Annotated in this window: 26 protein-coding genes; 12 read left to right on the forward strand and 14 right to left on the reverse strand. The window is 61.2% G+C overall.

The features are described 5' to 3' along the window. Positions 1–844: 844 nt before the first annotated feature. The gene (locus QRN31_RS21730; protein WP_285434472.1) at positions 845–1,363 is read left to right on the forward strand and encodes a GNAT family N-acetyltransferase; all 519 of its coding nucleotides are present in this window, start codon (positions 845–847) and stop codon (positions 1,361–1,363) included. Between the two features lies 1 nt (position 1,364). On the opposite strand, the gene QRN31_RS21735 is transcribed toward QRN31_RS21730, so the two are convergent. Next, a complete protein-coding gene (locus tag QRN31_RS21735; RefSeq protein ID WP_285434473.1) occupies positions 1,365–2,057 on the reverse strand; it encodes an aspartate/glutamate racemase family protein in 693 nt (230 codons plus the stop codon). A 79-nt stretch (positions 2,058–2,136) separates the two neighbouring features. Between QRN31_RS21735 and QRN31_RS21740 the strand changes: the two genes are divergently transcribed. Both QRN31_RS21740 and QRN31_RS21745 read left to right on the forward strand, forming a co-directional pair. Further along, complete coding sequence (locus QRN31_RS21740; RefSeq protein ID WP_285434474.1) at positions 2,137–2,913, forward strand: helix-turn-helix domain-containing protein; 777 nt, start codon at positions 2,137–2,139, stop codon at positions 2,911–2,913. A gap of 70 nt (positions 2,914–2,983) precedes the next feature. Next, positions 2,984–3,478: a hypothetical protein gene (locus tag QRN31_RS21745; protein WP_285434476.1), complete on the forward strand. Its 495-nt coding sequence runs from the start codon at positions 2,984–2,986 to the stop codon at positions 3,476–3,478. Positions 3,479–3,608: 130 nt separating this feature from the next. Here the strand turns inward: QRN31_RS21745 and QRN31_RS21750 are convergent, their stop codons facing one another. Both QRN31_RS21750 and ccoN read right to left on the reverse strand, forming a co-directional pair. Further along, positions 3,609–3,830, reverse strand: a complete 222-nt coding sequence (locus QRN31_RS21750; protein ID WP_222586382.1) for a cbb3-type cytochrome c oxidase subunit 3 — start codon at positions 3,828–3,830, stop codon at positions 3,609–3,611. Positions 3,831–3,845: 15 nt separating this feature from the next. After that, positions 3,846–5,273, reverse strand: a complete 1,428-nt coding sequence (ccoN, locus tag QRN31_RS21755; protein ID WP_285434477.1) for a cytochrome-c oxidase, cbb3-type subunit I — start codon at positions 5,271–5,273, stop codon at positions 3,846–3,848. A gap of 365 nt (positions 5,274–5,638) precedes the next feature. On the opposite strand from ccoN, the gene nirA reads away from it, so the two are divergent. From nirA to QRN31_RS21800, 9 genes are all read left to right on the forward strand, one after another. After that, complete coding sequence (gene nirA / locus QRN31_RS21760; protein ID WP_285434478.1) at positions 5,639–7,312, forward strand: nitrite reductase NirA; 1,674 nt, start codon at positions 5,639–5,641, stop codon at positions 7,310–7,312. Then, a complete protein-coding gene (locus QRN31_RS21765; RefSeq protein WP_285434479.1) occupies positions 7,309–7,788 on the forward strand; it encodes a DUF934 domain-containing protein in 480 nt (159 codons plus the stop codon). Before nirA ends, QRN31_RS21765 begins: the two co-directional genes overlap by 4 nt. Before the next feature lie 124 nt (positions 7,789–7,912). Beyond that, complete coding sequence (gene lexA, locus QRN31_RS21770; protein ID WP_285434480.1) at positions 7,913–8,530, forward strand: transcriptional repressor LexA; 618 nt, start codon at positions 7,913–7,915, stop codon at positions 8,528–8,530. Continuing rightward, entirely contained in the window at positions 8,530–9,147 is a 618-nt protein-coding gene (gene imuA, locus QRN31_RS21775; protein WP_090183365.1) for a translesion DNA synthesis-associated protein ImuA, read from the forward strand. Before lexA ends, imuA begins: the two co-directional genes overlap by 1 nt. A 7-nt stretch (positions 9,148–9,154) precedes the next feature. Beyond that, a complete protein-coding gene (locus QRN31_RS21780) occupies positions 9,155–10,570 on the forward strand; it encodes a Y-family DNA polymerase (protein ID WP_285434482.1) in 1,416 nt (471 codons plus the stop codon). Beyond that, positions 10,567–13,644 carry an error-prone DNA polymerase gene (locus QRN31_RS21785; protein WP_285434483.1) on the forward strand — a complete coding sequence of 1,026 codons (3,078 nt, stop codon included), beginning with the start codon at positions 10,567–10,569 and terminating at the stop codon, positions 13,642–13,644. The genes QRN31_RS21780 and QRN31_RS21785 overlap by 4 nt, the downstream gene beginning before the upstream one ends. Positions 13,645–13,943: 299 nt before the next feature. Beyond that, on the forward strand, positions 13,944–14,618 hold the full coding sequence (locus tag QRN31_RS21790) for a CsgG/HfaB family protein (RefSeq protein ID WP_285434523.1): 675 nt from the start codon (positions 13,944–13,946) through the stop codon (positions 14,616–14,618). 31 nt (positions 14,619–14,649) lie between these two features. After that, the gene (locus tag QRN31_RS21795) at positions 14,650–15,021 is read left to right on the forward strand and encodes a DUF4810 domain-containing protein (RefSeq protein ID WP_285434484.1); all 372 of its coding nucleotides are present in this window, start codon (positions 14,650–14,652) and stop codon (positions 15,019–15,021) included. Next, the gene (locus tag QRN31_RS21800; RefSeq protein WP_090183372.1) at positions 15,018–15,677 is read left to right on the forward strand and encodes a DUF799 domain-containing protein; all 660 of its coding nucleotides are present in this window, start codon (positions 15,018–15,020) and stop codon (positions 15,675–15,677) included. Before QRN31_RS21795 ends, QRN31_RS21800 begins: the two co-directional genes overlap by 4 nt. Positions 15,678–15,773: 96 nt before the next feature. Here QRN31_RS21800 and QRN31_RS21805 read toward each other — a convergent pair whose 3' ends face one another. The 11 genes from QRN31_RS21805 to QRN31_RS21855 form a co-directional block, all read right to left on the reverse strand. Then, positions 15,774–17,126: an ATP-binding protein gene (locus QRN31_RS21805; RefSeq protein ID WP_285434485.1), complete on the reverse strand. Its 1,353-nt coding sequence runs from the start codon at positions 17,124–17,126 to the stop codon at positions 15,774–15,776. Beyond that, positions 17,102–17,767 (reverse strand): response regulator, encoded by a 666-nt coding sequence (locus tag QRN31_RS21810; protein WP_285434486.1) that lies wholly within the window; start codon positions 17,765–17,767, stop codon positions 17,102–17,104. The genes QRN31_RS21805 and QRN31_RS21810 overlap by 25 nt, the downstream gene beginning before the upstream one ends. A 103-nt stretch (positions 17,768–17,870) precedes the next feature. Then, positions 17,871–18,308 (reverse strand): hypothetical protein, encoded by a 438-nt coding sequence (locus QRN31_RS21815; RefSeq protein WP_285434488.1) that lies wholly within the window; start codon positions 18,306–18,308, stop codon positions 17,871–17,873. A 28-nt stretch (positions 18,309–18,336) separates the two neighbouring features. Beyond that, a complete protein-coding gene (locus QRN31_RS21820) occupies positions 18,337–19,101 on the reverse strand; it encodes a COG4705 family protein (RefSeq protein ID WP_285434489.1) in 765 nt (254 codons plus the stop codon). Between the two features lie 83 nt (positions 19,102–19,184). Further along, positions 19,185–19,847, reverse strand: a complete 663-nt coding sequence (locus QRN31_RS21825; protein ID WP_285434491.1) for a flavin reductase family protein — start codon at positions 19,845–19,847, stop codon at positions 19,185–19,187. Positions 19,848–19,859: 12 nt separating this feature from the next. After that, on the reverse strand, positions 19,860–21,347 hold the full coding sequence (locus QRN31_RS21830) for an amidohydrolase family protein (RefSeq protein WP_285434493.1): 1,488 nt from the start codon (positions 21,345–21,347) through the stop codon (positions 19,860–19,862). Then, positions 21,344–22,540 carry an amidohydrolase family protein gene (locus tag QRN31_RS21835; RefSeq protein WP_285434494.1) on the reverse strand — a complete coding sequence of 399 codons (1,197 nt, stop codon included), beginning with the start codon at positions 22,538–22,540 and terminating at the stop codon, positions 21,344–21,346. The genes QRN31_RS21830 and QRN31_RS21835 overlap by 4 nt, the downstream gene beginning before the upstream one ends. Positions 22,541–22,697: 157 nt before the next feature. Beyond that, the gene (locus QRN31_RS21840; protein WP_285434524.1) at positions 22,698–23,750 is read right to left on the reverse strand and encodes an extracellular solute-binding protein; all 1,053 of its coding nucleotides are present in this window, start codon (positions 23,748–23,750) and stop codon (positions 22,698–22,700) included. Between the two features lie 32 nt (positions 23,751–23,782). Further along, positions 23,783–24,571, reverse strand: a complete 789-nt coding sequence (locus QRN31_RS21845) for an ABC transporter permease (protein WP_090183386.1) — start codon at positions 24,569–24,571, stop codon at positions 23,783–23,785. After that, the gene (locus QRN31_RS21850; RefSeq protein WP_285434496.1) at positions 24,568–25,485 is read right to left on the reverse strand and encodes an ABC transporter permease; all 918 of its coding nucleotides are present in this window, start codon (positions 25,483–25,485) and stop codon (positions 24,568–24,570) included. Before QRN31_RS21850 ends, QRN31_RS21845 begins: the two co-directional genes overlap by 4 nt. Position 25,486: 1 nt before the next feature. Next, the gene (locus QRN31_RS21855; protein WP_285434497.1) at positions 25,487–26,572 is read right to left on the reverse strand and encodes an ABC transporter ATP-binding protein; all 1,086 of its coding nucleotides are present in this window, start codon (positions 26,570–26,572) and stop codon (positions 25,487–25,489) included. Positions 26,573–26,620 lie beyond the last annotated feature (48 nt).

Raw genomic sequence — 26,620 nt, forward strand, 5'->3', positions numbered from 1 at the left:
AGTAACCAAGCGCCAGCGCCCCTGACGTACGGTGCCTCGCTGTGGCTCGACATTCCCTCACTCCGGTCCTGCTCCGTGGGCCCGCCGCCATCGGCCATCCATGGCCGGGGGCGGCTAACCCGGCATCCATGCCGGGTTGCCCACTACGCAGAACCTGCGTTCGGCCTTCCGACGGGGCAGATCAAGGTCAAAAGCTGAAGGCGAGCTAACGCTCGACCTGATGAGTGGTGAGGAGCCACGGGTGTACGCCGTCAAATGTGGGAGCGAGCTTGCTCGCGATGAGGCCCTGTCAGTCAGCGGTGATGTTGCCTGTAATGCCGCCATCGCGAGCAAGCTCGCTCCCACAGGTATTGAGTACATCTGCCAAAGCCAGGTTGGCCGGAAGGCCACTTCGCGTGACCGCGCCCACACTCTGGAGAACGATCACTACGCGTAAGCGTTGAAGAACCAGGTCGGCCGGTAGGCCGCCTCGCCTTGCTTTGGCGGTGCACGCCCCCTCGAGAGGCCGAGCGCAGGTTCTGCGCAGTGGGCAACCCGGCATGGATGCCGGGTTAGCCGCCCCCGGCCATGGATGGCCGATGGCGGCGGGCCCACGGAGCAGGACCGGAGAGAGGGCATGCCGAGCCTTAGCGAGGCACCGAACGTCAGGGGCAAGAGCCCTTGGTTACTTGGGGCTTTTCCAAGTGACCCGCTGTAAAAGCGGAACCAATAGTCGCCGTAACCGCAGAAACGGATATGCCCCCAATCCCAACAGCATTGCACTCCTGCAGGTGGGGAATGTCGCCATACCGGGAGATAGCGTTGTAGAGTAATCAGCCATGTCTGCATCAAGGATGAATCACCCATGCCCGCCACCAATCCGGTCATCACCCTCGAACGCTTCAACGAATCCCACATCGACGGCATCACCGCGCTCTACAACGACCCGGCCATCACCCGTCAGGTGCTGCAAATGCCGTTTCAATCAACCGAGGTCTGGCGCAAACGCCTGGCACCAGATAACGAACGCGTGGTGCAACTGGTGGCGCTGCATCAAGGCACAGTGATCGGCAACATTGGCCTTGAACAGTTCTCGCGGATCCGCCGCAGCCATGCCGGCAACCTCGGCATGGGCGTCGCAGTGGCATGGCAGGGCAAAGGCGTGGGCTCGAAACTGCTGGCGGCCGTGCTGGATATCGCCGACAACTGGATGAACCTGCAACGGGTCGAACTCTCCGTATATGCCGACAACGAAGCCGCCATCGGGCTCTACCGCAAGTTCGGTTTCGAGACCGAAGGCCTGTTCCGTGACTACGCCGTGCGCGACGGCCGACTGGTCGACACCTTGAGCATGGCGCGCCTGCGTCGCACGCCGGCCGATTGACTCAGTCGCCCAACGCAAACGCCACCGCCGCCTGCGCATGCAGTTCGGTGGTGTCGAGCAGGGGCAGGGCGCTGTGCTCGGGTTTGATCAGCAGACCGATTTCGGTACAGCCGAGGATGACCGCCTGGGCGCCGCGTCGGGTCAGTGACTTGATGACCTCTTGATACACCTTGCGTGACGCCTCGCTGATCACGCCGACGCACAACTCCTCATAAATGATCCGGTGCACGGCTTGACGCTCTTCGGCTTCCGGCACCAGCACCGTCAGGCCCTTCGCGATCAGGCGATCCTTGAGAAAGTCCTGTTCCATGGTAAACGCCGTGCCCAGCAAGCCGACCGTCAGCGCCCCGGCATCGACCGCTGCCTGGCCCGCCGGATCGGCAATGTGCAAAAACGGAATGCTGATCGCGGCCTGAATCTGCCCGGCCACTTTGTGCATGGTGTTGGTACACAGCACCACGCACTCCGCGCCGCCAGCCTCCAAACGCTGCGCCGCGTCCACCAGAATCGCTGCGGCATCGTCCCAGCGCCCGGCATGCTGAGCCTGTTCGACAGGCCCGAAGTCGACGCTGTACATTAGCAATTTCGCCGAACGCAATGGTCCTAGCCGGTCGCGTACCTGTTGATTGACGAGACGGTAATACTCGGCGCTGGACTCCCAGCTCATGCCGCCGATAAGGCCGATGGTGCGCATGGCGTGCTCCTGTTTGTTGGCTACCCTTTGCGAGAGAGTGTCCAGTGGATCCCGGTTTCGATCTATCAGGAAATTTCACATGCCTGACGTCATGAGCCAGCGATTGTTCGGTGGCAGTGTTTGCCTGCAACTCTTGCCCCGTGCCGCCTACAGCGCGCGTGATGCGGCACAGTCACAGACCCTCGGGGTGACGCTGGAACGTCAGCAAGGCGTGCACGCCATCGATTCCGACCGCCGCGTGGATTTTGATACCTGGCCGGGCGTCCTGGCCTACACACCGATCGGTGTCGAGGTGTTCTCAGAGTCCGCCAGCGGCGGTGAATACCTGCTGATGCGCCTCGACGAACCGTTTGCCAGTCAGCAGTTACCCGCCGTCAACCATCGTGTGCAGTCTTCAGGCAATCGCCGCGCGCTGACCCTTGCGCGCGAAATGCGGCGGCTGTTGCTGGCCGTGCAACCCGACCAGTTGGCGCTTGAACAATGCGCCCTGGGTTTTGTTGGCCTGACCCAGCCGGCAACCGAAGCGCCAGAGAAGGTTGCGCCGATATCCTTTGCCCGGGTCCTGGATCAGATCGCCGAGCAGTTCCACCAGCCCCTGACACTGGAACAACTGGCCGACACTTACGGGCACAATACGCTGCGTTTTCTACGCGATTTCACCCAGGCCATCGGCCTGACACCCCACGCCTACCTGGTTGAAATGCGGCTTCAGGCGGCTCGCCGGATGATCGAATGCAGCGACCTGAACCTGGCCAGCATCGCCCTGGATGCGGGGTTCGCCCATCAGTCCCACATGGGCAGCGCCTTTCGCAAATACCTGGCCATGACCCCCAGCCAGTACCGTTCGCGCTTTTAGTCGTACGCCGCCAGCGCGCATCTGCCATGCTCAATGTCCGCAGCACCGCTTCAACCAAAGGAACACCGCGATGGACGACGTACAGCAACTGGGCGAGATGCTTCGCCACTATGCAGAAAGCGAAGCGCACAAGAAGCAACTGTTTGAGTCGCAATCGGCCGTGTGGGCGACGCGCATTGGTGAACTGTTCGATCAGATCCAGCTGTGGCTGGAACCGGTCCAGGCACCCAATCTGCTGGAAGTGAGCCGCGAGGCGTATGTCGCGTCAGGGCCGAGCGTTCCGGTCGAGACGTCCACGTTCAAGACTGAAAAGCTGAGTATCGTGATCGCCGGCAAACCGGTGGAGTTCGTGCCGGACGTGATGGGCGTGGGTGGTCAGATTTCATTGGCGGTGATGGGCTTGACGGCGGCGCGCTATGGCAGCATTTCGCTGGTGTGCCTGCCACCCGCGACCCATTGGCAGTGGCGCAAGACCAACGGCCTTAAAGACCCGGATACCTTTGCTTTCGATGCGAATTTCCTGGCGCAGCAACTGCAGAGTCTGATTCCCCGCGAGCGCGGCTGAATCTTCTGACCTGACACATAACCCTGTGGGAGCGAGCCTGCTCGCGATAGCAATTTATCAATCAACATGTATGTTGGCTGATCAACCGCCATCGCGAGCAGGCTCGCTCCCACAGTGGATTTGTGGTGGGTTAGATTTCCAGGTTTCCCCAGCCAGGTTTCAGCACTTCCGGCGCCACTGCCTTCACCGTTTTCCCGGTGGCCAATTCCACTCGCCGCGCTACCTCGGGATCATCCGCAAACGGAATCAGACTGGCATCCTCCAGACTCTGCGTGGTCTCCCGCTTCAGGCAATACTCGACTCCGAGCCAAAGCCCCAGCACCGCCATCACATTCAATAACACTTCAAACATTCCAGGCTCCTTGCCTCACGCAATCTGCGCGTCACGTTCAGCCAGCGCCACGTCCGAAACCCGCACGGTGCGCCACACGTTGTAAGCCATCAGCAGCATCCCGCTGAGGAAGAACAATCCGCCGACAAAGCGCACCACGTACCCCGGATGGCTGGCCTGCAACGCTTCGACGAACGAGTAGGTCAGCGTGCCGTCGTCGTTGATTGCCCGCCACATCAAGCCTTGGGTGATGCCGTTGACCCACATCGAGGCGATGTACAGCACGGTGCCGATGGTCGCCAGCCAGAAGTGCGCGTTGATCAGTGGCGTGCTGAACATCTGCTCTCGTCCGAAGACTTTCGGCACCATGTGGTAAATGGCGCCGAAGGTGATCATCGCTACCCAGCCTAGCGCACCGGCGTGGACGTGGCCGATGGTCCAGTCGGTGTAGTGGGAGAGGGCATTGACCGTCTTGATCGCCATCATCGGTCCTTCGAAGGTCGACATGCCGTAGAAGGCCAGGGATAGCACCAGAAAGCGCAGGATCGGGTCGGTGCGCAACTTATGCCAGGCGCCCGAGAGCGTCATCATGCCGTTGATCATGCCGCCCCAGCTCGGTGCCAGCAGGATCAGCGACATTGCCATGCCCAGCGACTGCGCCCAGTCCGGCAGTGCGGTGTAGTGCAAGTGGTGCGGACCGGCCCAGATGTACAGGGTGATCAGCGCCCAGAAATGCACGATCGACAACCGATAGGAATACACCGGCCGCCCCACCTGTTTGGGCACGAAGTAATACATCATCCCGAGGAATCCGGTGGTCAGGAAAAAGCCCACGGCGTTGTGCCCGTACCACCATTGCACCATGGCGTCGGTGGCCCCGGAATACACCGGGTAGGACTTGAACCAGTCCACTGGAATCGACAGGTGATTGACCACGTGCAGCATGGCGATCACGACGATGAACGCGCCGAAGAACCAGTTGCCGACGTAAATGTGTCTGGTCTTGCGTCGCACCACGGTGGTGAAGAAGACGATGGCGTAAGCGACCCAGACCACGGTCATCCACACCGCGCCGGAGAACTCGATCTCGGCGTATTCCTTGGTGGTGGTGTAGCCCAGCGGCAGGGTGACCAGCATCACCACGATCACCGATTGCCAGCCCCAAAACGTGAGCGCGGCCAGTGTGTCCGAGTACAGCCGCACCTGACAGGTGCGCTGCACCGCGTAGTAACTGGCGGCGAATTGCGCGCTGCCGGCAAAGCCGAAAATCACCAGGCTGGTGTGCAGCGGACGCAAGCGGCCGAAGGTGGTCCACGGCAGGTCGAGGTTCATCTCGGGCCACACCAGTTGCGAGGCGATCCACACGCCCATCGCCATCCCCACGACACCCCAGACGATGGTTGCCACGACGAATTGGCGCACGACCTTGTAGTTGTAGGCCTGTGTGATTGTTGCTGTGCTCATGGTCAATGCTTCCACGGTTGCAAAGTCTTGCACTGTAGAAACCCTGTCGAAAACAAAACAGAGTCAGGAAAACTTCATTTATGCGGATCAGATTCGAGGCCGGCGTGGGCTCATCTGAGACAGCCTGATACGGTTTTTTAGCGCTCAGGTGAATCTGTAACGCGCTGCGCCGCAGGTCCATAGTCCCCCTACAAATGGGCCACAACACAAAACCTGTAGGAGTGAGCCTGCTCGCGATAGCGGTCTGGCATTCAACACCTTGGTTGGCTGACCTTCCGCCATCGCGAGCAGGCTCACTCCCACAGGGACTTGTGTGTTGACCAGTATCGGCCGCAGAGCCCGATCCACCCTGATGAGGTAGCCACATGTATCAGTACGACGACTATGACCGGGCCCTGGTCTTCGAGCGGGTTGCGCAGTTTCGCGATCAGGTCGAACGTTTCATGGCCGGCGAGCTGAGCGAAGAAGAATTCCTGCCATTGCGTTTGCAGAACGGCCTGTACATGCAAAAACACGCCTACATGCTGCGCGTGGCGATTCCTTACGGCACGCTCAATGCCGGGCAGATGCGCACGCTGGCGAGCATCGCCCGCGACTACGATCGCGGTTATGGCCACTTCACCACCCGGCAGAACATGCAGTTCAACTGGATCGAACTGGCTCAGGTGCCGGACATTCTCGAACGCCTGGCGCAGGTCGAGATGCACGCGATCCAGACTTCTGGCAATTGCGTGCGCAACATCACCACCGAAGCCTTTGCCGGGGTGGCGGCGGACGAGCTGATGGACCCGCGTCCGCTGGCGGAAATCCTGCGCCAGTGGTCGACCATCAACCCCGAGTTCCTGTTCCTTCCGCGCAAGTTCAAGATCGCCATCTGCTCGGCGGAGCAGGACCGCGCGGCGATCATGATGCATGACATCGGCCTGTATCTTTATCGCGACGACCGCGGGCAAATGTTGCTGCGGGTCATCGTGGGCGGTGGGTTGGGGCGCACGCCGATCCTTGGTTTGCAGATTCGCGAGGGTTTGCCGTGGCAGCATTTGCTGTCCTATGTCGAGGCGGTGCTGCGGGTCTACAACCGCCACGGTCGGCGCGACAACAAGTACAAGGCGCGGATCAAGATTCTGGTCAAAGCCCTGGGCATTGACGCGTTCGCCAAGGAAGTGGAAGAGGAGTGGCAGTACCTCAAGGACGGTCCGGCGCAATTGACCGATGCCGAATATGAGCGTGTCGCCAGTGCCTTCGTGGCGCCCGACTACCGTTCGCTGTCTGATACCGACCTGGAATTCGGCACCCGACTGGCCGACAACCCCGCGTTCGCCCGCTGGGTCTCTCGCAATGTCCAGCCGCACAAGGTCGCGGGTTACACCAGCGTGGTGCTGTCGACCAAACCGGGCATTGCCTCGCCGCCGGGAGACGTCACCACCGAGCAGATGCAAGCCGTGGCCGAGTGGTCGGAGCAGTTCGGTTTCGGCGAAATTCGCATCGCCCACGAGCAGAATATCGTGCTGCCGGATGTGCCTAAGGCCGATCTCTACACGCTGTGGTGCCTGGCCTGCGAACAGGGGTTGGGCTGCGCCAACATTGGTTTGCTGACCGACATCATCGCGTGCCCCGGCGGCGACTTCTGCGCACTGGCTAACGCCAAATCGATCCCGATTGCCCAAGCGATCCAGGCGCGCTTCGACGATCTCGATTACCTGCATGACCTGGGGGATATCAGCCTGAACATCTCCGGCTGCATGAACGCCTGCGGCCACCACCACATCGGCAACATCGGCATCCTGGGCGTCGATAAAAACGGCAGCGAGTGGTACCAGATCACCCTCGGCGGTAGCCAGGGCAAGAACAGCGCACTGGGCAAGGTCATCGGCCCGTCCTTCAACGCTGCCGAAGTGCCCGAGGTGATCGAGCGCATCATCGCCACGTTTGTCAGTTACCGCGAGAGCGAAGAACTGTTCGTCGACACCTTGCAGCGCATTGGTCTTGAGCCGTTCAAGGAGCAGGTTTATCCCAAGCTGCTGGAGGTGACGGCATGAACAATCTGCTGCGACTGGAGGACGGTGTCGCGCGGATTGTCGCTGACGATCCGTGGGGGTTGATCCGTGAGCTGGAGGGTGAGTTGCCCGTCGGTTCAGTGATCCTGCCGCTGGCCCGCTGGTTGAAGAATCCCGGGCACCAAGCGGTATGGCTCGGGCCTGACGATGAGGTGGAAAACCTCAAACCGTGGTTTGAGCAGCTGCCGTTGATCGCCCTGGATTTCCCGAGTTTTCGTGACGGTCGCGGCTACAGTCAGGCGTACTTGCTGCGCACACGCCTGGGCTGGGCCGGCGAATTGCGCGCGGTGGGCGATGTATTGCGCGATCAACTCAGCCATATGCGCCAATGCGGTTTCGACAGTTTTGCCGTGCGCGAGGACAAATCCGCTGAGGACGCGCTGAAGGGGTTGGCAGGGATGAGCGTGTTGTATGGGCGCTCAGTGATTGAGCCCAGGCCTTTGTTTCGGCGGCGATAAGCCCGAGCATCTTTTGCTTGGGCGGTCTCATCGCGAGCAGGCTCGCTTGTGTCGATGTCATTCGGGCCTCGTTCGTCAGTTCCTGCAGACAAGTCCTTGTCAGGAAAAAGCCGAAAGAGTACAAATGTACTCCATGACGACTTTAACTCCCCGCCGTACCGCCATCCTGACTTTTATCCGTGATCGAATCGCGGAGCACGGTCAGTCCCCCAGCCTCGCTGAAATCAGCGAGGCGTTCGGTTTTGCCTCTCGCAGCGTGGCGCGCAAGCATGTGCTGGCGCTGACCGAGGCCGGGTTTATCGAGGTCAATGCGCATCAGGCCCGGGGCATCCGTTTGCTCGGGCAGCCCACGCGGCCCGAGTTGCTGGACGTCCCGGTTCTCGGTCGGGTGGCGGCGGGTGCACCGATCGGTGCCGATGCCGAGGTCCATAGCCGCTTGCTGCTGGACCCGTCGATTTTCTCGCGGGTGCCCGATTACATGTTGCGGGTGCAGGGCGACTCGATGATCGAGGACGGCATTCTCGATGGTGATCTGGTGGGAGTGCACCGCAATCCCGAGGCGCTCAACGGCCAGATCGTCGTGGCGCGGCTCGACGGCGAAGTCACCATCAAGCGTTTCGAGCGAAGTGGCGACGAGGTCCGGTTGCTGCCACGCAACCCGGCCTACAAGCCGATCATCGTCGAGGCTGATCAGGACCTGGCCATCGAAGGGGTGTTCTGCGGTCTGGTGAGGCAAGGGTGATGGGCGCCGTCGTTGCGTTGGATACGCTGTTCAATGGCGGCCAGGTCTGGAAGGGCCGGCCTGCGCCACCGGCGGTCAGCCCGCAACCCACCGGGCATGCCGCGCTGGACGCGGCGTTGCCCACCGGCGGATGGCCGGAAGCGGCGCTGACCGAAATCCTCCTGGCCGGGCAGGGCGTTGGCGAGCTGCAACTGGTGTGGCCAGCGCTGGCGCGGCTGTCGGCGGCCGGGGAACGCATCGTGCTGGTGGCGCCGCCTTACGTACCGTATCCGCAGGCCTGGCAGAACGCCGGGGTCGATCTGCGCCAGTTGTCGATCATCCAGGCCAGCGAGCGCGATGCCCTGTGGGCGGCGGAGCAATGCCTGCGTTCAGGCAGTTGCGGCGCGGTGCTGTGCTGGCCGCACAAGGCTGATGACAGGGCGTTGCGGCGCTTGCAGGTGGCGGCGGAAACCGGCTCGACCCTGGCGTTCGCCTACCGCTCGATCCATGAAGCGATCAACCCGTCACCGGCCGCGCTGCGCATCGCCATCGATGCCAGGCCCGCGCAATTGCGCGTGCTCAAGTGCCGGGGCGGATTGGCGCGTTCGGCACCGATTGCCTTCCCCGTGGGGCATTGAGGTTGCCATGCGCTGGGTGTGCATTCTTTTTCCGCAATTGGCGCTGGACGCGGTGCTGCGTCAGCGTCCCGATCCTGATGAGCCATTGGCGCTGCTGACCGGCCCGGCCCAGCGTCGGGTGCTGCAAGCGGTGAACGCTTCGGCGCGGGCCATGGGCTTGCGTGCGGGGCAGTCGATGACCGCCGCGCAAGCCTTGAGCAAAGCCTTTGCCACGGCTGAATACGACGTCGCCGAGATCGAGCACTGGCAACAGTTTCTGGCGGCATGGGCCTATCGTTTCAGCTCGCAGGTCAGCGTCCACTACCCGCGTGCCGTGGTGTTTGAAATCGAATCCAGCATGGGACTGTTCGGGCCCTGGCCGCAGTTCGAGGCGCGGTTGCGCACCGAACTCGGCGAGCTGGGCTTTCGTCATCGGATCGTCGCCGCGCCCAACCCGGTGGCTGCGCGGGTATTGGCCAACGTTTATGACGGTCTGGTGGTGCCGGACAACGAGGCCTTGCAACACCATCTCGGGCAGTTGCCGGTCGACCGGATCGCTCTGGAACCCGCGGTAGCCACGGCGTTGTCGCGCATGGGGCTGCGCACCTTGGGCCAGGTGCAAGCGTTGCCGCGTCATAGCCTGGCGCGGCGGTTCGAGGCTCAGGTGCTCAAGCACCTGGACGCCTTGTTCGGTGAACGTCGGCTGGCGCTGGCGTTCTACCTGCCGCCGGACCGCTTCGATGTACGCATCGAACTCAACTTCGACGTGCAATCGCATCAGGCGCTGCTGTTTCCGTTAAGACGCTTGACCGGTGATCTGTCGGCGTTTCTGTGCGGCCGGGACAGTGGCGTGCAGCGGTTCGACCTGCACCTTGAACACGCAGGCTTGCCGGACACGGTGATCAAGGTCGGCCTGCTCAGCGCCGAGCGTGACCCGGCGATGCTCTTCGAACTGGCCCGTGGGCGACTGGAGCAGGTTCAAGTCGAAGCGCCGGTACGCGGCTTTCGGCTGCGCGCCGAGGACCTGCCAAGCTTCGTCCCGCAGCGTCAGGAACTGTTCGACGACCGTCCGCAGCAGTCCTTGCCCTGGGAACAACTGCGCGAACGCTTGCGCGCGCGGCTCGGGGATGACGCGGTGCATGGCTTGCGCTTCCAGGCTGACCACCGGCCCGAGTGCGCCTGGCAGGCGCGGGTCGACAATCAGCTCTGTGCGGGGTTGGCGGGTGTGCAGCGTCCGGGTTGGTTGCTGACGCAGCCACTGGCGATCCATGAAGGATCGGCGCGCATTCTCATGGGACCGGAGCGCATCGAATCCGGCTGGTGGGACGGCGATGATGTGCGTCGCGACTACTACCTGGTCGAAACCCGTTCCGGCCAGCAGGGCTGGGCCTATCGTGCGGTGGGTGAGGGCGGTCCGCTGTGGCTGCAAGGCTGGTTCGCATGAGCATCGGGTATGCCGAGTTGCACTGCCTGTCGAACTTCAGTTTCCAGCGCGGTGCTTCCAGTGCCCTGGAACTGTTTCAACGGGCAAAAAAGCACGACTATCAGGCGCTGGCGATCACTGATGAATGCACCCTGGCCGGCATCGTCCGCGCCTGGCAAGCCGCAAAGTCGGTGGAGCTGCCGCTGATCATCGGCAGCGAAATGCGCATCGAGGACGGCCCGAAACTGGTGCTGCTGGTGGAGAACCTGGAGGGTTACCAGACCCTGTGTCGGCTGATTACCCGAGCGCGACGGCGCACGCAAAAAGGCCAGTATCAGGTCCTGCGCGAAGACTTCAACGAAGCCATGCCGGGGCTTCTGGCGTTGTGGGTGCCGGACGCTGTCGATGATTTTGCAAGCGGCCACTGGTTGAAACAGGCTTTCGCCGAGCGCTTGTGGCTGACGGTGCAGTTGCATTGCGGCCAGGACGACCGCGGGCGCCTGGACGCCTTGCTGACCCTGGCCAGGGAGCTGCGCATTCCGGCCGTGGCCAGCGGCGATGTGCACATGCACACCCGTGGCCGGCGCGCCTTGCAGGACACCATGACCGCGATTCGTCATCACGTGCCGGTGGCCGAGGCCGGGTTGCGGCTGCATCCGAACGGCGAGCGACATGTGCGCAGCCTTGAAGCCCTGCAATCGATCTATCCGCAGGCGCTGCTCGCTGAAACGTTGACCATCGCCCGGCGCTGCACGTTCGACCTCAGCCAGTTGCGTTATCAATATCCCCGCGAACTGGTGCCCCAAGGCCTGACGGCGACGTCCTGGCTGCGTCATCTGACCGAAGAGGGGATTGCGTGGCGCTGGCCAAAAGGCCCGCAAGCCAAGGTGCTGGTGCAGATCGACAAGGAACTGCAACTGATCGCCGAGCTAGGCTATGAAAGCTACTTCCTGACCGTGCATGACATTGTGCGATTTGCCCGTGACCAACACATCCTGTGTCAGGGCCGTGGTTCAGCGGCCAACTCGGCGGTGTGTTTTGCCTTGGGCATCACGGAAATCGATCCGGATCGCACCACGCTGCTGTTCGAGCGTTTTCTCTCCAAAGAACGCAACGAGCCGCCGGACATCGACGTCGATTTCGAACACGAACGTCGCGAGGAAGTCTTGCAGTACGTGTTCCAGCGCTATGGCCGAACCCGCGCGGCGCTGACGGCGGTGGTCAGTACGTATCACGCGGCCGGCGCGGTGCGTGATGTGGCCAAGGCCCTGGGGTTACCGCCGGACCAGATCAATGCGCTGGCCGATTGCTGCGGTCACTGGAGTGATGCAACACCGCCGGTGGAGCGCCTGATCGAGGGCGGTTTCGACCCCGAGAGCCCGGTGTTGCGTCGGGTGCTGAGCTTGACAGGGCAACTGATCGGTTTTCCCCGGCACCTGTCCCAGCATCCCGGCGGCTTCGTGATTTCCGAGCAGCCACTGGACAGCCTGGTGCCGGTGGAAAACGCCGCCATGGCCGAACGCACCATCATTCAGTGGGACAAGGACGATCTGGACGCGGTGGGACTGCTCAAGGTGGATATTCTGGCACTGGGCATGCTCAGCGCGATTCGCCGTTGTTTTGATCTGCTGCGCCGTCATCGCCATCTCGACCTGAGCCTGGCGACGATTCCGTCCGAAGACCCGCACACCTACGACATGATCGGCCGTGCCGACACCATCGGCGTGTTCCAGATCGAGTCCCGGGCGCAGATGTCGATGCTGCCCAGACTCAAGCCGCGTACGTTTTACGATCTGGTGATCGAGGTGGCCATCGTCCGCCCGGGGCCGATTCAGGGCGGAATGGTGCATCCGTACCTGCGCCGGCGAAACAAGCAAGAGCCCGAGGTTTACCCGTCCCCGGCGCTGGAAGTCGTGCTCAAACGCACCCTGGGTGTGCCGCTGTTCCAGGAACAGGTGATGCAGATTGCGATTGTCGCCGCCGACTACAGCCCCGGCGAGGCCGATCAGTTACGCCGCTCCATGGCGGCGTGGAAGCGTCACGGTGGATTGGAGCCGCACAAGGACCGCCTGGCCGCCGGCATGAAAAAAAACGGCTACACGGCCGAGTTTGCCGCGCAGATCTTCGAACAGATCAAAGGCTTCGGCAGCTACGGTTTTCCTGAATCCCACGCCGCCAGCTTCGCCTTGTTGACCTACGCCAGTTGCTGGCTCAAATGCCACGAACCGGCGGCCTTCGCTTGTGCGCTGATCAACAGCTGGCCGATGGGGTTCTACAGCCCGGACCAGATCCTGCAGGACGCGCGCCGGCATCATTTGCAGATCCGCCCGGTGGACGTGCGCGCCAGTGACTGGGATTGCAGCCTGGAGCCGATCAGTGGCGCGCAGCCGGCGATTCGCATGGGGCTGCGGATGATCAAGGGCTTTCGCGAGGACGATGCCCGACGCATCGAAGCGGCGAGGGTGAAAGGAATATTTGTCGACATCGCCGACCTGGGCGAGCGGGCGCAGCTCGATGCGCGCGCCCAGGAGCAACTGGCCGATGCCGGTGCGCTGCGAGGCCTGGCCGGTGACCGCCATCGGGCGCGCTGGGAAGTGGCAGGGGTGCACAAGCAACTGGGCTTGTTCGCCGGTCTGCCGAGTCAGGAAGAGGACGCGGTGTCGCTGCCCAAACCCACCGTGGGCGAGGACCTGTTGGCCGATTACAACAGTGTCGGCACCACCCTCGGCCCGCATCCGCTGGCCTTGCTGCGCGGTGAATTGAAAGCCCGGCGTTGCCGCAGTTCGAAAGAGTTGATGGACGTCGAGCATGGCCGCCCGGTCAGCGTCGCCGGCCTGGTCACCGGGCGACAACGGCCGGGCACTGCCAGTGGCGTGACGTTCGTCACCCTTGAAGATGAATTCGGCAACGTCAACGTCATTGTCTGGCGTGACTTGGCAGAACGGCAGCGCAAGGTGCTGGTCGGCTCGCAACTGCTCAAGGTCGATGGCCGCTGGGAAAAGGAAGGCGAGGTGCGCCACCTGATCGCCGGCCGCTTGAGCGACCTGAGTCCTTTGCTCGACGGCATCAGCGTGCGCAGCCGCGATTTCCGCTGATCTCCACCATTGATCGTTGCAGCCATGGACGCTCCGCGTCCCCGCTGTGACGCAGAGCGTCACGGGAGGCGTTCCCACGCGAAGCATGGGACCGATCATGGTGCGGCCAATACGTTGGCGCCAATAAACAATTAAACGCTGTCTTCGATGATGGCACTTTGGCATAATGCCGTCCGTCGACGTCCCGCACGTCGATCATCGATTCGATTCCCCTCGCTTTTTTCGCCGCTGTCACTCGCAGCGGCTGGCTATTGTCGCGCCGGGATTAACCGTTTTTTCAAAAGGAATGTGCAGTGAGAATGATCTCTCGAATGTTGGTATCGGCGGCAGCGATTGCCCTGTTGGGCAGCATGACCGGCTGTGCGACCGAAAGCTCGCAAGCCTTGCCGATTGCCAAAGTCGAAAGCGCCAGCGTGGCGTATGCCGGCGTTCGTGTGCCGATGGCTGTCGGCAAGTTCGATAACCGTTCGAGCTACATGCGCGGGATCTTCTCCGATGGCGTGGATCGCCTCGGCGGTCAGGCCAAGACCATCCTGATCACTCACCTGCAGCAGACCAATCGCTTCAGCGTGCTGGACCGCGACAACATGGGCGAGATCCAGCAGGAAGCCGCGATCAAGGGCCAGTCCCAGCGACTCAAGGGCGCTGATTTTGTGGTGACCGGCGACGTCACCGAGTTCGGCCGCAAAGAGACCGGCGATCACCAGTTGTTCGGCATTCTCGGTCGCGGCAAGACCCAGGTGGCCTACGCCAAGGTCAACCTGAACATCGTCAATATCAGCACTTCCGAAGTGGTGTATTCGACCCAGGGTGCGGGCGAATACGCGTTGTCCAACCGGGAAATCATCGGCTTCGGCGGCACCGCTGCCTACGATTCGACCCTCAACGGCAAAGTGCTCGACCTGGCCATGCGCGAGGCGATCAATCGTCTGGTGGATGGCATGAACGCCGGTGCATGGAAACCGGGCAACTGATCAAGGTTTGATGACAAGGAGCGGTACACGCATGTTCAAGATGTATGCGAAATGGGCGCTGATGGCGTCGACATTACTGGCCAGCGGTCTGTTGGCCGGTTGCAGCAGCCCGAAAACCCTCTACCAGTGGGAAAGCTACCAACCTGAAGTCTATGAGTACTTCAAGGGTGAGCAACCCAAGGAAGCACAGGCCGAAGCGCTGGAGCGCGATCTGCAGAAGATCCGCTCCACCGGCAAGACGCCGCCTCCTGGCTACCACGCTCACCTGGGTCTGTTGTACCTGAGCATGGGCAAGGACGATCAGATGGTGCAGCAATTCAGGACCGAGAAGACATTGTTCCCCGAGTCGACGCCCTACATGGACTTTCTGCTTAAAAACGCCAAGGCCGGAGTGACTCAATGATCGCGCGCTCAGTGAAACTGATGGCCGGGCTGCTGGCTCTGGCACTGCTTGGCGGTTGCGTCAGCCCCAAGACCGTGGACTATGCGGCGTACAAGCAGGCCCGTCCGAAAACCATTCTGGTGCTGCCGCCGCTGAACAACTCACCGGACGTCAAGGCGTCCTACAGCATGCTGTCGCAAGTTACGTTCCCGTTGGCTGAAGCCGGTTATTACGTGCTGCCGATCACGCTGGTCGATGAGACATTTCGCCAGAACGGTCTGACCACGCCGGCAGATATCCATCAGGCACCGGCCAACAAACTGCAGGAAATCTTCGGTGCCGATGCGGCGCTCTACATCACCGTGACGGATTACGGTACGCGCTACTTGATCATCAGCAGCGAAACCGTGGTGACCGCCACCGCGAAACTGGTCGACCTCAAGACCGGCACCACCCTGTGGACCGGCTCGGCCCGGGCGTCGAGCGAAGAGGGCAACAACAACAGCGGCGGTGGTTTGATTGGCGCGCTGATTACTGCGGCGGTCAAGCAGGTGATCAACAGTTCCACCGATGCCGGTTACCCGATTGCCGGTGTGACCAGTGCGCGGCTGTTGTCGGCAGGTCAACCCGCAGGGTTGCTGTACGGGCCGCGTTCGCCGAAATACGGCACCGACTGAAACCCGGCGGCTCAAGCAAGTTCCCGTGGCACGGGAGCTTGCTGGCGTTGGCCCGTCCGCGCTCGGCAAGGCGCGGAGCAACACGGCTTCAGCGTATTACCTGGCTCTTTTCAACCTGACCGAAACACACAATCCGCTCCTGTTTTTTTCATCCGAAAAACTCAATCGCAGGTGTGCTCCCATACGGTCAGCGATGGCTTTGACGATCGCAAGACCCAGCCCGGAGCCTGATTCATCGGTTCCCAGACTGCGGTAAAACGGATCGAACACCAGCAGTTGTTCTTCTGCGCTGATCCCCGGGCCCGAGTCCTTGACTTCAAGGACCACGGATTCACCCGCCATTTCGACCGCCAGATCAACTCGCCCGCCCACCGGGGTATAACGGATCGCGTTGTCCACCAGATTCCTGACCAGGATCAGGAGGTCCATTTCGTTGCCCACGACCTGCACGTCTTCGAAGCTTTCGACACCAATATCGATGTGTCGGCGCTCCGCCAGCGGCAGCAAGTCTTCCAGTACCCGTCGATAGATGTCATGCACTGAAACAGATGCCTGTGATCGCTCGGCGCTCGATTGTGCGCTCGCCAGGGCCAGCAGTTGATCGATCAATTTTCTGCTGCGTTCAATGCCCTGGGTCAATGGCAACAAACGTTGATGGGCCGCTGCCGACATTTCTATGGCCGACAGTCGCTCGGCTTGTAGCGACAGGGCGGTCATCGGCGAACGCAGTTCGTGGGCTGCATCGGCAATGAAGCGGCGCTGGGTTTCCATGGATTGCGCGACACGCGTCAACAATCGATTGATGGCTACCACGAAAGGCCGGATCTCGGTTGGCAGGTGGTTCTCGTCGATAGGGTGCAGCGCCTGCTCGTCGCGCTGATCGATTTCCTCCGAAAGGGTCGCTATGGGACGGAAGAGTTTGCGCACCAGATCGCTCACCACCAGCAACAGCACCGGAAACAGAATGAGAAACGGCAAAAGACTTCGCCAAGCGCTCTTTCGCGCCTCTTTTTCGCGTACGTCTGCTTCTTGAGCGACAACGATGCGTTCGCCACTGGCCGTTGTTCTCACCAGTACGCGGAAATTTTCACCGGCAACGCTCAACGTCGAGAAGCCATCGCCCAGGCCAGTCGGGAAGGGCAGCGGCGTTGTGGCGTCATCACTGCCGCTCGCTTTGGTGCTGTCGGCCAGGTATTGGACGATCACCCGGGACTCTTCATCGTCGCCGGCCACTTGCTCCGCCACAGGGTAGTGCAAGGTCATCCTTTGCCGATCAAAAAGAATGGCCACTTGGCGCAGGGTCTCGTCCTGCATTTCGTGTGTCTCGTTGATCGCAGAGAAAAAAGCGAAAAAACCAGCCAATGCCGCGACGATCAGGATGGCCAGCGACAGCGTTACAGACAAACGGACCTGCACCGAGTCATTCAAGCGTTCTTTGAAACCATCCATCCCATACCCCTGACATTCTTGATGATGTGGTTTCCCAGTTTTCGCCGCAGAGCATGTATCAGAAATTCCACGGCGTTGCTTTCCACCTCATTGCCCCAGCCGTAGATCCGCTCTTCAAGTTCGCTGCGTGAGAGAATGGTGCCCGGCCGGATCAACAGGGCCTGGAGCAAGGCGAACTCACGGTTGGAAAGCTGAATGTCGGGGATGTCGGCGGTGCTGGCTTGTTTGGAGAGAAGGTCCAGCGACACCACGCCGTTGTCGAGCCGTGAATGAGCGCTGCCGCCTTTACGGCGCAAGACCGCGCGGATACGGGCTAGCAGCTCCGCCATGGCGAAGGGTTTGAGCAAGTAATCGTCAGCACCGCCGTCGAGCCCGCGCAGGCGATCATCAAGACTGTCCCTGGCGGTAATGATCAGTAGCGGCACCGGATTGTTGCGCCCGCGTATGCCATCGAGCACATCGAGCCCGTCTTTGCCGGGCAATCCGAGATCCAGCAACACCAGGTCATAGACATGGGTTTCCAGCGCCGCCAGGGCGATGAGTCCGTTTTTGACCCAATCGGTGGCGTAGCTCGCATCGTTCAGCGCGCCTTGAATGGCATCGCCAATCATTGAGTCATCTTCAACCAGCAGGATTCGCATGGACGGCTCCGAAAAAAAGCGCGACGGTCATGACCGTCGCGCCTGTATTGAAGCACCTGAGCCGATGTTTGTCCGCCACCGGATTAACCCTGTGCGTTGTGGGTCACTGTTTGCCTTTCATCGAATCGAAGGCTTTCAACAGATCATCCATGGTTGCCTTGCAATCGCTCTGCTTCGGCGTGCTGGCGCGCAGGGCGTCAAGTGACCGGTCGATGGCTTTGTCCAGCACATGCCAGTCACTGGCGGCACGGGGTTTGATGCCGGCTTCGGCGGAGTCCCAAGACGTTTCCAGATCCTTGATGCGGGTTTTCGCCCCGGGCAGGTCGTTTTTATCGACCAGCGCGGCGACATTCGCGGCGATGGCACGGAACTCAGACAAATCACCCAGCTTTGAACCGGTCTGGGCAGAGGCGCTTACCGAAGTGGCCGGCGTGGCTGCTCCGGGCTTGTCGGCAGGTTTCGAGCAACCAGCGGTGACGCCGAGTAACACGATCGATGAAACGATGGCAACGTGGCGAAGGGCATTTTGAAAGGGACGCATGAGAAATCCTTAAAGGGGTTTTGAACGGTTACTGAGTGACGGTTCTGCGGTTGACCACGTTGAATTGCGCAACCGCGACCAAAAGAAAAATGACGCACAGGAAGATGGCGCTCGTCCAGGTCGCTCCCATGCCCAGGCCACCATAGGTTTTAGCCTGGGTCAGCAAATCGCCGAGTGAAGCACCAAATGGACGGGTCAGGATGTAGGCCAGCCAAAAGGTCAGCACCACGTTGCCGCCCAGGCGCCAAGCCACCAGCGTCGCGGCGATAAGCGCACCGAAAATCATCACGCCAAGGGTGAAGCCCAGGCCCAGGGCTTCGGTGGCCAGATCGCCCGCTGCCGTCCCGAGGGCAAAGGTACACAGCACCGTGGCCCAGTAGAAAAGCTCCCGGCGCGGGGTGACGATCTCGCGGATCGACAGGTTGTGCTCCGCCCGATACCAGACCAGAAAGTTGACCGCCAGCAGAACGGCAAAGACCGCCGTGCTGGTGTACAGGCTGATGTCGAGCATGTCGGTCATAATGTCGGTGATCTGCGTCCCGACGATGCTGACCAGCACTACGGTCAACCAGTAGATCCAGGGTGTATAGGCCTTGGTACGCAGTTGAAAGAACAACGCGAGCGCCAGCAGCACGGCCATGCCGATGCTCGTCAAACCCGCGCCAAAACCGGCATCCACGGCCAGAAAGTCCGCGCCGGTTTCACCCACCGTCGTCGAAAGAATCTTGATCACCCAAAATGACAGCGTCACCTCGGGCACTTTGTTGAGCCATCCGGCTTTATCGAAATTCATGGGCGGGTAGCCTCTCCTGATCTGCGCTGAACTTGCGTAGAGGGAGAAGATACGTCGCCAGACTTAGCTGAGACTGAGGGGCTCTATTTGATGTCCGGCCAAAACCGCTCCCCACCCCCAGGCGCTTCCGTCCACGCCTGCAACGAACGCGTCGGCAAATCAAAATAATCGCGGGTTCGCGCATAACCATGGCCACCCATGCGCCCGATCGCATCCAGCCCCAGTTGATCGATATACAACGTTTTCGGGTCGATCAATTCGTCGCGCACATGGGCCATCAACACTTCCCCGAAGATAATCTCCCGCGACTGGCCGATGGACAGCGCCATCATACGTCGGCATTCCAGCGCCACCGGTGCTTCACCAATGCGCGGGCATTTGACCGTGGTGCCGGGAATCGCCGTCAGCCCGGCCGCCGTCAGTTCATCGAAACCGGGTGCGAAGGGCACGGCGCAGACATTCATCGCCTCCACCAGCGCGTCGCTGACGATATTGACGGTGAATTCCTGGTTGAGCTGGATGTTGCGCGTGGTGTCCTTGGGGCTTTGATCGCCGTAGTTTTCCACGCCCAGCGCGAGGATCGGCGGGTCGGCGGACAGCGCATTGAAAAAGCTGAACGGCGCGGCATTGATCCGGCCTTCGCCATCAATCGTGGTGACCAGCGCGATGGGGCGTGGCACCACGCTGCCGATCAGGATTTTGTATTTGTCTCGTGCACTCAGTGTGCTGAAGTCGAAGCTTTGCATAGGCAGACATCTCTAAAGAAGGGGATCGATTGCGCTCAGCGGCGCGTGTGCGCTGTAGTCGTCGGCAAACGGGATGGCCGGTTTGAACAGGGTTTTCCAGTCCGGTTGGCCGAAGGTTCGGTCGCTGTGGCTGCGCATCAGTTTTTCGAATTGTCGTTGGGCCTGGCGTTGCAGGGCGGGGTAGTCGACGCCCTGGACCTGACCGTCCTGCATCACGCAACGGCCATCGATGTAACTGGCGATGCAGTCGTCGCCGCGTCCGGCCAGCACCAGGTTTTTCAGCGGATCGAACAACGGCCCCAGGTGCAGACCGCGAAGAGTGAACACGGTGATATCGGCCTTGGCCCCCGGTGCCAGACGACCGAGGTCGTCGCGGCCCAAGGCCTTGGCGCCGCCGAGGGTGGCGGCGTTGTACATATCCAGGGTGCTGGTCAACGAGGTGCCGCCCTCCATCAACCGAGCGATGTTCAAACCCTGGCGCATGTTTTCCAGCAGATCCGCCGGCCAGGTGTCGGTGCCGAGGGCGAAGTTGATGCCTTTGGCCCGATAGCGGCCAAACGAATTCAGCGCCTCACCATCGCGAGCAAACACCACCGGGCAATGCACCAGGCTGGCGCCGCCATCCACCACCCGCTGCACGTCTTCATCGCCCGCGGTGTAGATGCCATGGGGCAGCAGACTGCGCGGCGTCAGCAGGTCCATTTGCTGCAACCAGCCCAGCGGTGAAGCGCCGCGCAGTTGCTCGACCATCGCCACTTCGCCCAGCCCCTGGCAGCAATGCAAACGCATCGGTGCGTTCAGTTCGCGGCTCAGAGCGGCGGTGCGTTGCAGCAGTGCCGGGGTGCAGGTTTGAATCCGGTCGGGCAACAGCGCGCCGCGAATCAAGTCGCCGTGGGCACCGTCGAAATCCTTGAAAAAACGGCAAGCAGCCTCAAGCCCGGCCAATCCCCGCGCTTCATCCCAGTGATGCCCCAAGGTGCCATCGGCCCGCCAATAACTCATGCCGCTCATGTAGCAAGGGCCGAGGTAAGTCCGCAGCCCCAATTCGGCGGCCACACCTGCCACTGCCGAAAATTCGGCGTAAGTCTCGGCCCACTCGCGGTAATACATCGAGGTGATCGGCATGGCCGTGGTGATGCCATTGCGGATCAACTGAGTGAAGGCGTAGCGGTATTTGAAAACTTCTTCAGCATCGGTGTAACTCTCCCGTTGACCGGCTGCCAGAGACTCCTCGGACCACATTCGGCCCATGTCGCGTTCATCGCCGTTGTCGAGCGTCAACACCGTGGAATCAAGATCCCCCAGCGCATCCAGATCGATGAAACCCGGGCCGATCAACGCGTTGCCGTAGTCGATCCACTGATCCACCGGCCCGGCATAATCACGCCCGACAAACACGATGCGTGACCCTTCGAACACCACTTCGCCGTCGCGCCACAGCACATGTTGCGCGCCGTCGAAACCGACCACGCAGCTGCTTTTAAGGCCGATGCGTTTCACAGACGGCTGTCCAGCAAACGACCGCCAGAGGCAATCAACTCACCGCCGCGATAGACCTCCCGCACAGGGCGTGAAACCACGGCTTCGCCCAGAGTCTGCACCGGCATCAGCAGGAAGTCCGCCGTCCGACCGATCTCCAGCCCATAACCTTCACAACCCAGCGCTCGTGCGCCATTGACCGTCGCGGCCTCGAATGCAGCGGCCAGTTCATCGTCTTTGTTCAGATCGAAGCGCAACGCCAGCAACATCGCCCGTTCGAGCATGTCGCCATTGCCCATCGGCGACCAGGCATCACGAATGCCATCCGAACCCAGGCACACATTGACGCCGGTGTCGCGCAACGCCAGGAACGGAGGCGCCGCGCAATCGGCCGGTGCCGAGCTCATCAACGAAATCCGCAGCGCCGCCAGGCGTTCGGCCACCGGTTTGACCTGACTCCACGGCAACATCCCCAGGCAATAGGCGTGACTGATCATTACCCGACCCTGACACCCGAATCGTTCGGTGTAGTCGGCGATCAGCGAGATTTGCCACAGGCCCAGCTCACCTTTGTCATGCAGGTGAATGTCGACGCCACGCTCGAATTCGCTGGCCAGCTTGAAGACAAAATCAAGTTGCGCGACCGGATCGTTGTCGATGCCACAGGGGTCGAGTCCCCCGACGTTTTCCACGCCCAACGCCATGGCTTCACGCATCAGTTCGGCAGTGCCGGGGCGGCTGATCAGGCCTGTTTGCGGAAACACCACCAGCTGCAGATCGATCAGGTCGCGATAGGCTTCGCGCAGTTGCTGCATGGCTTCGACGTGGCGCAGACCGAACTCAGGATCGATGTCGACATGGCAACGCATTGTCAGCGAACCACGGGCGATGCAGTTTTCCAGCAGCGCACCGGCGCGTTGAGCGATGGGGGCGTCGACTTCCCGCAGGACGCGGCGCTCGTTGGCGATGTAATCCTTGAGCGTCGGCCCGGCGCTGTTCGGGCGCCAGGGTTGGCCCCAGAGGGTTTTGTCGAGGTGGACATGGCTTTCCACCAGTGTAGGGGTGAGCAATTGATTCTGGCCATCGATGTCGGTAGCGGTCAGGGCCGCAGTCGATGCCGGGCGGCGTTGTTTGAACAGGCCGTTTTCGATCAGCAGGTCTTCGGCGGGGGAGCCGTAGGGCCGGACGTTGCGCAGCCAGCGGGGTTGGGTCATTGCATACCTCGAATTTTGTAGTGTTAAGGCGGGCCTCATCGCGAGCAGGCTCGCTCCCACAGTGGTTTTGTGTCGATCATGGAATGTCTGAACACCCCATGACCCTGTGGGAGCGAGCCTGCTCGCGATGGCCGCGCCTCGGTCTCAAACCAGCTCATCAGCCCTTGAGCTTCGACCAGACCCGATCCTGCAGCTCACGCGCTTTGTTGCTGCACTCTTTCTCCGGGCGCAGCCGCGAGGCGAATTCGTCGGGCATGTTGATGGCGTCCATGACCTTCCATTTGGCGTCGAGCAGCTTGTCGCTCTGGATGCCGTTGGCGTAGGCGATGGCATTGGACACGGCGGCGGCGTTTTCCGGCTTCATCATCCAGTCGATGAAGATTTTCGCGTTGCCGGGGTGCGGTGCGCTTTTCGGGACAGCGAAGTTGTCCTGGAACATCGCCAGGCCTTCGCGCGGGTACACGTATTTGATGGTGCTCTTCTGCAACGTGGCGCGTGCGGTCGAGCCGTTCCAGTTCTGCATCATGATCACTTCACCGGAGGCCATGCGGTCGACGGTGTTGTCCGAGCTGTACATCTTCAGGAAGGGTTTCTGTTTTTGCAGCAGTTCGAGAATGCGCTTGGCGTCCTGCGGGTTTTCGCTGCATTCGTCGACGCCCAGGTAATGGCTGGCGGCGTTGATCACGCTGCTTGACGTATCGAGCGCAGCGAGTTGGCCTTGCAGCTCCTTGCGCGGCTCGAAGAACTCTTTCCAGGAGTCGTCCAGCTTGCCGCCGGGTACCCGTGCGCTGTCATAGGAAAACCCGGTGGTGCCCCACAAATAGGGCGCGGAGAACTTGCGGCCGGGGTCGAACACCGGGTCGCGAAACGCTGGTTTCACGTACTGGAAGTTCGGCAGGGTCGGTGCGTCGATTTCCATCAGCAAATCCTGCTTGATCAAGGTGCGCATGATCGACTGCGACGGCACGATCACGTCATACGCGGCGCCGCCGGCCTGCAACTTGGCCAGCAGGGTCTCGTTGCTGTCGTAGCCATCCATGGTGACCTTGATCCCGGTCTCCTTTTCAAACTTGGCCAGCAGGTCGACCGGGTAATAATCGGTCCAGTTGTAGAAGAACAGCTCCTTGGGCTCGGCCGCCTGCGCGGAAAAGACGCTGAGGCAACTGAGGGCCAGACCGGCGACAGCGAAACGCATGCTTTTTGTTTTCATCGGCTTTTTATTCATAACAGCAGGCTCCAGGCTCATTGTTGTTTTCCGCGCTGTCCCAGCCAGAAGGCCAGCACCACCAGCACGATGGAAATCACCAGCATCAGGGTCGAAATAGCATTGATCTCCGGCGTCACGCCGGCCTTGATTGCGGAGAAGATGTACACCGGCAACGTCGTCGAACCGGGGCCGGCGACGAAGAAGGTCATGATGAAATCGTCGAGGCTGACCACGAACGCCAGCACCGAACCGGACAACACCGCCGGCCACAGCAGCGGCAGCGTGACCCGGCGAAACACCTGCCACGGGTTGGCGTACAAATCGTTCGCCGCCTCCAGCAGGCTTTTGTCGAGGTCGTTGAGCCGCGCACGAATCGGCAGGTAAGCGAAGGGAATGCAGAAGCCGACATGCGCGACGATTACCGTCAGCAAACCGAGCTTGATCCCCAGCGCCATGAACAGCAGCAGGGTGGCCACGGCGGTGACGATCTCCGGCAGGATCAGCGGCAGGTTGATCCCGCCTTCGACCATCTTCTGCCCATAGAACGGCCGGTAAGTCGCCAGCGCCGCGAGCAGCGCAATGGCCGTGGCGCACACCGTGGCGATGCTGGCGACGATGATCGAGTTCAGCGCTGCCGTCTGGATCGACGGGTTGGCCAGAATCCGCCCGTACCAGGCGAAGGAAAACTCGGTCCACACCGTCGCCGAGCGGTTGGCGTTGAAGCTGTAGGCGATCAGGACAAAGATCGGCACATACAGGTAGGCCAGGATCAACAGGCTGACTTCCCGGGTCAGGGGCAGTTTTTTCAGGTGCAGGGCGATCATGCGGTGGCTCCCCGACGTAGAGTTTTGGCGGCGTTGCGGCTATAGAGCGCGTAAAGCACCAGCGACAGCAGCAGAATCCCCAGCAACAGGAACGACAGCGAACTGCCCAGCGGCCAGTTGCGCGCGGTGCCGAACTGTTGCTGGATCAGGTTGCCGATCATCAGCGTCTTGCCGCCGCCGAGAATCGCCGGGGTGATGAAGGCACCGAGGCTCGGCACAAACACCAGCAGCGCGCCGGCAATCACCCCGGGCATCGACATCGGCAGGATGATCCGCTTCAGCGCGTGCCAGCGATTGGCGCCCAGGTCGTAGGCGGCTTCCACCAGGCGCCAGTCGAGTTTTTCCAGGGTCGAATAGATCGGCAGAATCATGAACGGCAGGAAGCTGTAGACCAGCCCGACGCTGACTGCGAAGTCGTTGTAGAGCAGGGTGATGCCACCGGCCTGGGGAAACAGTGCATTGAGGCTCTGGGCGACCCAGCCTTGTTCGCGCAGGATGATCAGCCACGCGTAGTTGCGGATCAGCAGGTTGGTCCAGAACGGGATGGTGATCAGCAAAACCATGAGGTTGCGCCGCCGTGGCGTCAGGCTCGACATCCACAAGGCCACCGGAAAGCCGAACAGGAAGCACAACAAGGTCGTGCCACCGGCCTGGAACACCGAGCGCAACAGCGCCTGGGCGTAGACCCAGTTCAGTTCCAGCTCGCCGTCGAAACCTTCCTGGAAAAACAGCTGCACGTAGCTTTGCAATTGCCAGTTGGCTTGCCAGTCGACACCGCCGTACACATTGCGCGGCAACAGGCTGATGTAGCCCATGATCCCCAGCGGGATCGCGATCAGGGCCAGCAACGTCAGGACCACCGGGCTCAATAACAGCGCGCGGTTGAGGGCGGGAGAAGTGCTGCTGACGCTCATCTCAGGCCTCCATCAACAGGCAGGCGTGGGGCGGCAGGTGGACCGCGACGCGATCACCGACCCCACGTCCGCGATTCAGGCCTTCATTGTTCTCGCGCAGCATGACTTTGATGTCGTTGTTCAACCGACATTGGTAAAGGGTCGCGGTGCCAACGTACAACACCGCCTCGATCACGCCGCGCAAGTGATGCGGTTGCTCAAGGTCAACCAGTTGCGAACGCTCCGGGCGAAACGCCAATTGCACCGCGGCACCGTCGAACCCTTGGGCCGGGCAGGGGATTTCCACCGGCATGCCGCTGGGCACAAAGAGTTTTTCGTTGTGCTGACCGCGCTTGAGGTGGCCGGGGAGGAAGTTGATGTCGCCGATGAACTGGGCGACGAAGCGATGTTGCGGACGTTCATAGATTTCGTTCGGCGTACCGATCTGCAGGATCTTGCCGGCGGACATCACTGCGATGCGATCAGACAGCGTCAGGGCTTCTTCCTGATCATGAGTCACGAAAATAAAGGTGATCCCGGCTTCCTTCTGCACGCGCTTGAGTTCGACCTGCATTTCCTTGCGCAGCTTGAGGTCCAGCGCCGACAGCGGTTCATCCAGCAACAGCACTTTGGGTTTGGGCGCCAAGGCCCGGGCCAGCGCTACACGTTGCTGTTGGCCGCCGGACAGTTCAGCCGGTTTGCGCTGGGCCAGGTGTTGCATTTGCACCAGCGCCAGCATCTCATTGACACGCTGGGCCGTTTGCTCGCGATCAAGACCCTGCATCTCGAGGCCGAAGGCGATATTCTGCGCAACACTCATGTGTGGAAACAGCGCGTAGCTCTGGAATACCGTGTTGACTCGACGCTTGAACGGAGGCAAATCGTTGACCGGCTCGCCCGCGAGGCGAATCTGTCCTTCGCTGACATGCTCGAAACCGGCGATGGTGCGCAGCAAGGTGGTTTTGCCGCAGCCGGAGGGGCCGAGCAGGGTGAAGAACTCGTTGTCGGCTATGTCGACCGACACGTTGTCGAGCGCTGGAGCTTGCCCCGGATCGTCGGAATACCGCTTGGAGACGTTACGCACTTCGATTGCTATTGGTTGACCCATAATGGTGCAATCCTCTAATTATTGTATGCAATATCTGGATGCAATCTA

Origin of the sequence: Pseudomonas sp. fls2-241-R2A-110, assembly GCF_030209165.1 — a bacterium.
GTDB lineage: Bacteria > Pseudomonadota > Gammaproteobacteria > Pseudomonadales > Pseudomonadaceae > Aquipseudomonas.

What these genes read in the sequence shown, in the direction of transcription:
- QRN31_RS21800 (WP_090183372.1), top strand. Translation starts at nt 15,018, where the DNA reads ATGATCGCGCGCTCAGTGAAACTGATGGCCGGGCTGCTGGCTCTGGCA.
- QRN31_RS21765 (WP_285434479.1), top strand. Translation starts at nt 7,309, where the DNA reads ATGAACAATCTGCTGCGACTGGAGGACGGTGTCGCGCGGATTGTCGCT.
- QRN31_RS21850 (WP_285434496.1), bottom strand. Translation starts at nt 25,485, where the DNA reads ATGAGCGTCAGCAGCACTTCTCCCGCCCTCAACCGCGCGCTGTTATTG.
- QRN31_RS21740 (WP_285434474.1), top strand. Translation starts at nt 2,137, where the DNA reads ATGCCTGACGTCATGAGCCAGCGATTGTTCGGTGGCAGTGTTTGCCTG.
- QRN31_RS21825 (WP_285434491.1), bottom strand. Translation starts at nt 19,847, where the DNA reads ATGCAAAGCTTCGACTTCAGCACACTGAGTGCACGAGACAAATACAAA.
- QRN31_RS21735 (WP_285434473.1), bottom strand. Translation starts at nt 2,057, where the DNA reads ATGCGCACCATCGGCCTTATCGGCGGCATGAGCTGGGAGTCCAGCGCC.
- nirA (WP_285434478.1), top strand. Translation starts at nt 5,639, where the DNA reads ATGTATCAGTACGACGACTATGACCGGGCCCTGGTCTTCGAGCGGGTT.
- QRN31_RS21815 (WP_285434488.1), bottom strand. Translation starts at nt 18,308, where the DNA reads ATGCGTCCCTTTCAAAATGCCCTTCGCCACGTTGCCATCGTTTCATCG.
- QRN31_RS21805 (WP_285434485.1), bottom strand. Translation starts at nt 17,126, where the DNA reads ATGGATGGTTTCAAAGAACGCTTGAATGACTCGGTGCAGGTCCGTTTG.
- QRN31_RS21855 (WP_285434497.1), bottom strand. Translation starts at nt 26,572, where the DNA reads ATGGGTCAACCAATAGCAATCGAAGTGCGTAACGTCTCCAAGCGGTAT.
- ccoN (WP_285434477.1), bottom strand. Translation starts at nt 5,273, where the DNA reads ATGAGCACAGCAACAATCACACAGGCCTACAACTACAAGGTCGTGCGC.
- QRN31_RS21780 (WP_285434482.1), top strand. Translation starts at nt 9,155, where the DNA reads ATGCGCTGGGTGTGCATTCTTTTTCCGCAATTGGCGCTGGACGCGGTG.
- lexA (WP_285434480.1), top strand. Translation starts at nt 7,913, where the DNA reads ATGTACTCCATGACGACTTTAACTCCCCGCCGTACCGCCATCCTGACT.
- QRN31_RS21750 (WP_222586382.1), bottom strand. Translation starts at nt 3,830, where the DNA reads ATGTTTGAAGTGTTATTGAATGTGATGGCGGTGCTGGGGCTTTGGCTC.
- QRN31_RS21785 (WP_285434483.1), top strand. Translation starts at nt 10,567, where the DNA reads ATGAGCATCGGGTATGCCGAGTTGCACTGCCTGTCGAACTTCAGTTTC.
- QRN31_RS21790 (WP_285434523.1), top strand. Translation starts at nt 13,944, where the DNA reads ATGATCTCTCGAATGTTGGTATCGGCGGCAGCGATTGCCCTGTTGGGC.
- QRN31_RS21795 (WP_285434484.1), top strand. Translation starts at nt 14,650, where the DNA reads ATGTTCAAGATGTATGCGAAATGGGCGCTGATGGCGTCGACATTACTG.
- QRN31_RS21820 (WP_285434489.1), bottom strand. Translation starts at nt 19,101, where the DNA reads ATGAATTTCGATAAAGCCGGATGGCTCAACAAAGTGCCCGAGGTGACG.
- QRN31_RS21845 (WP_090183386.1), bottom strand. Translation starts at nt 24,571, where the DNA reads ATGATCGCCCTGCACCTGAAAAAACTGCCCCTGACCCGGGAAGTCAGC.
- imuA (WP_090183365.1), top strand. Translation starts at nt 8,530, where the DNA reads ATGGGCGCCGTCGTTGCGTTGGATACGCTGTTCAATGGCGGCCAGGTC.
- QRN31_RS21810 (WP_285434486.1), bottom strand. Translation starts at nt 17,767, where the DNA reads ATGCGAATCCTGCTGGTTGAAGATGACTCAATGATTGGCGATGCCATT.
- QRN31_RS21840 (WP_285434524.1), bottom strand. Translation starts at nt 23,750, where the DNA reads ATGAAAACAAAAAGCATGCGTTTCGCTGTCGCCGGTCTGGCCCTCAGT.
- QRN31_RS21745 (WP_285434476.1), top strand. Translation starts at nt 2,984, where the DNA reads ATGGACGACGTACAGCAACTGGGCGAGATGCTTCGCCACTATGCAGAA.
- QRN31_RS21730 (WP_285434472.1), top strand. Translation starts at nt 845, where the DNA reads ATGCCCGCCACCAATCCGGTCATCACCCTCGAACGCTTCAACGAATCC.
- QRN31_RS21835 (WP_285434494.1), bottom strand. Translation starts at nt 22,540, where the DNA reads ATGACCCAACCCCGCTGGCTGCGCAACGTCCGGCCCTACGGCTCCCCC.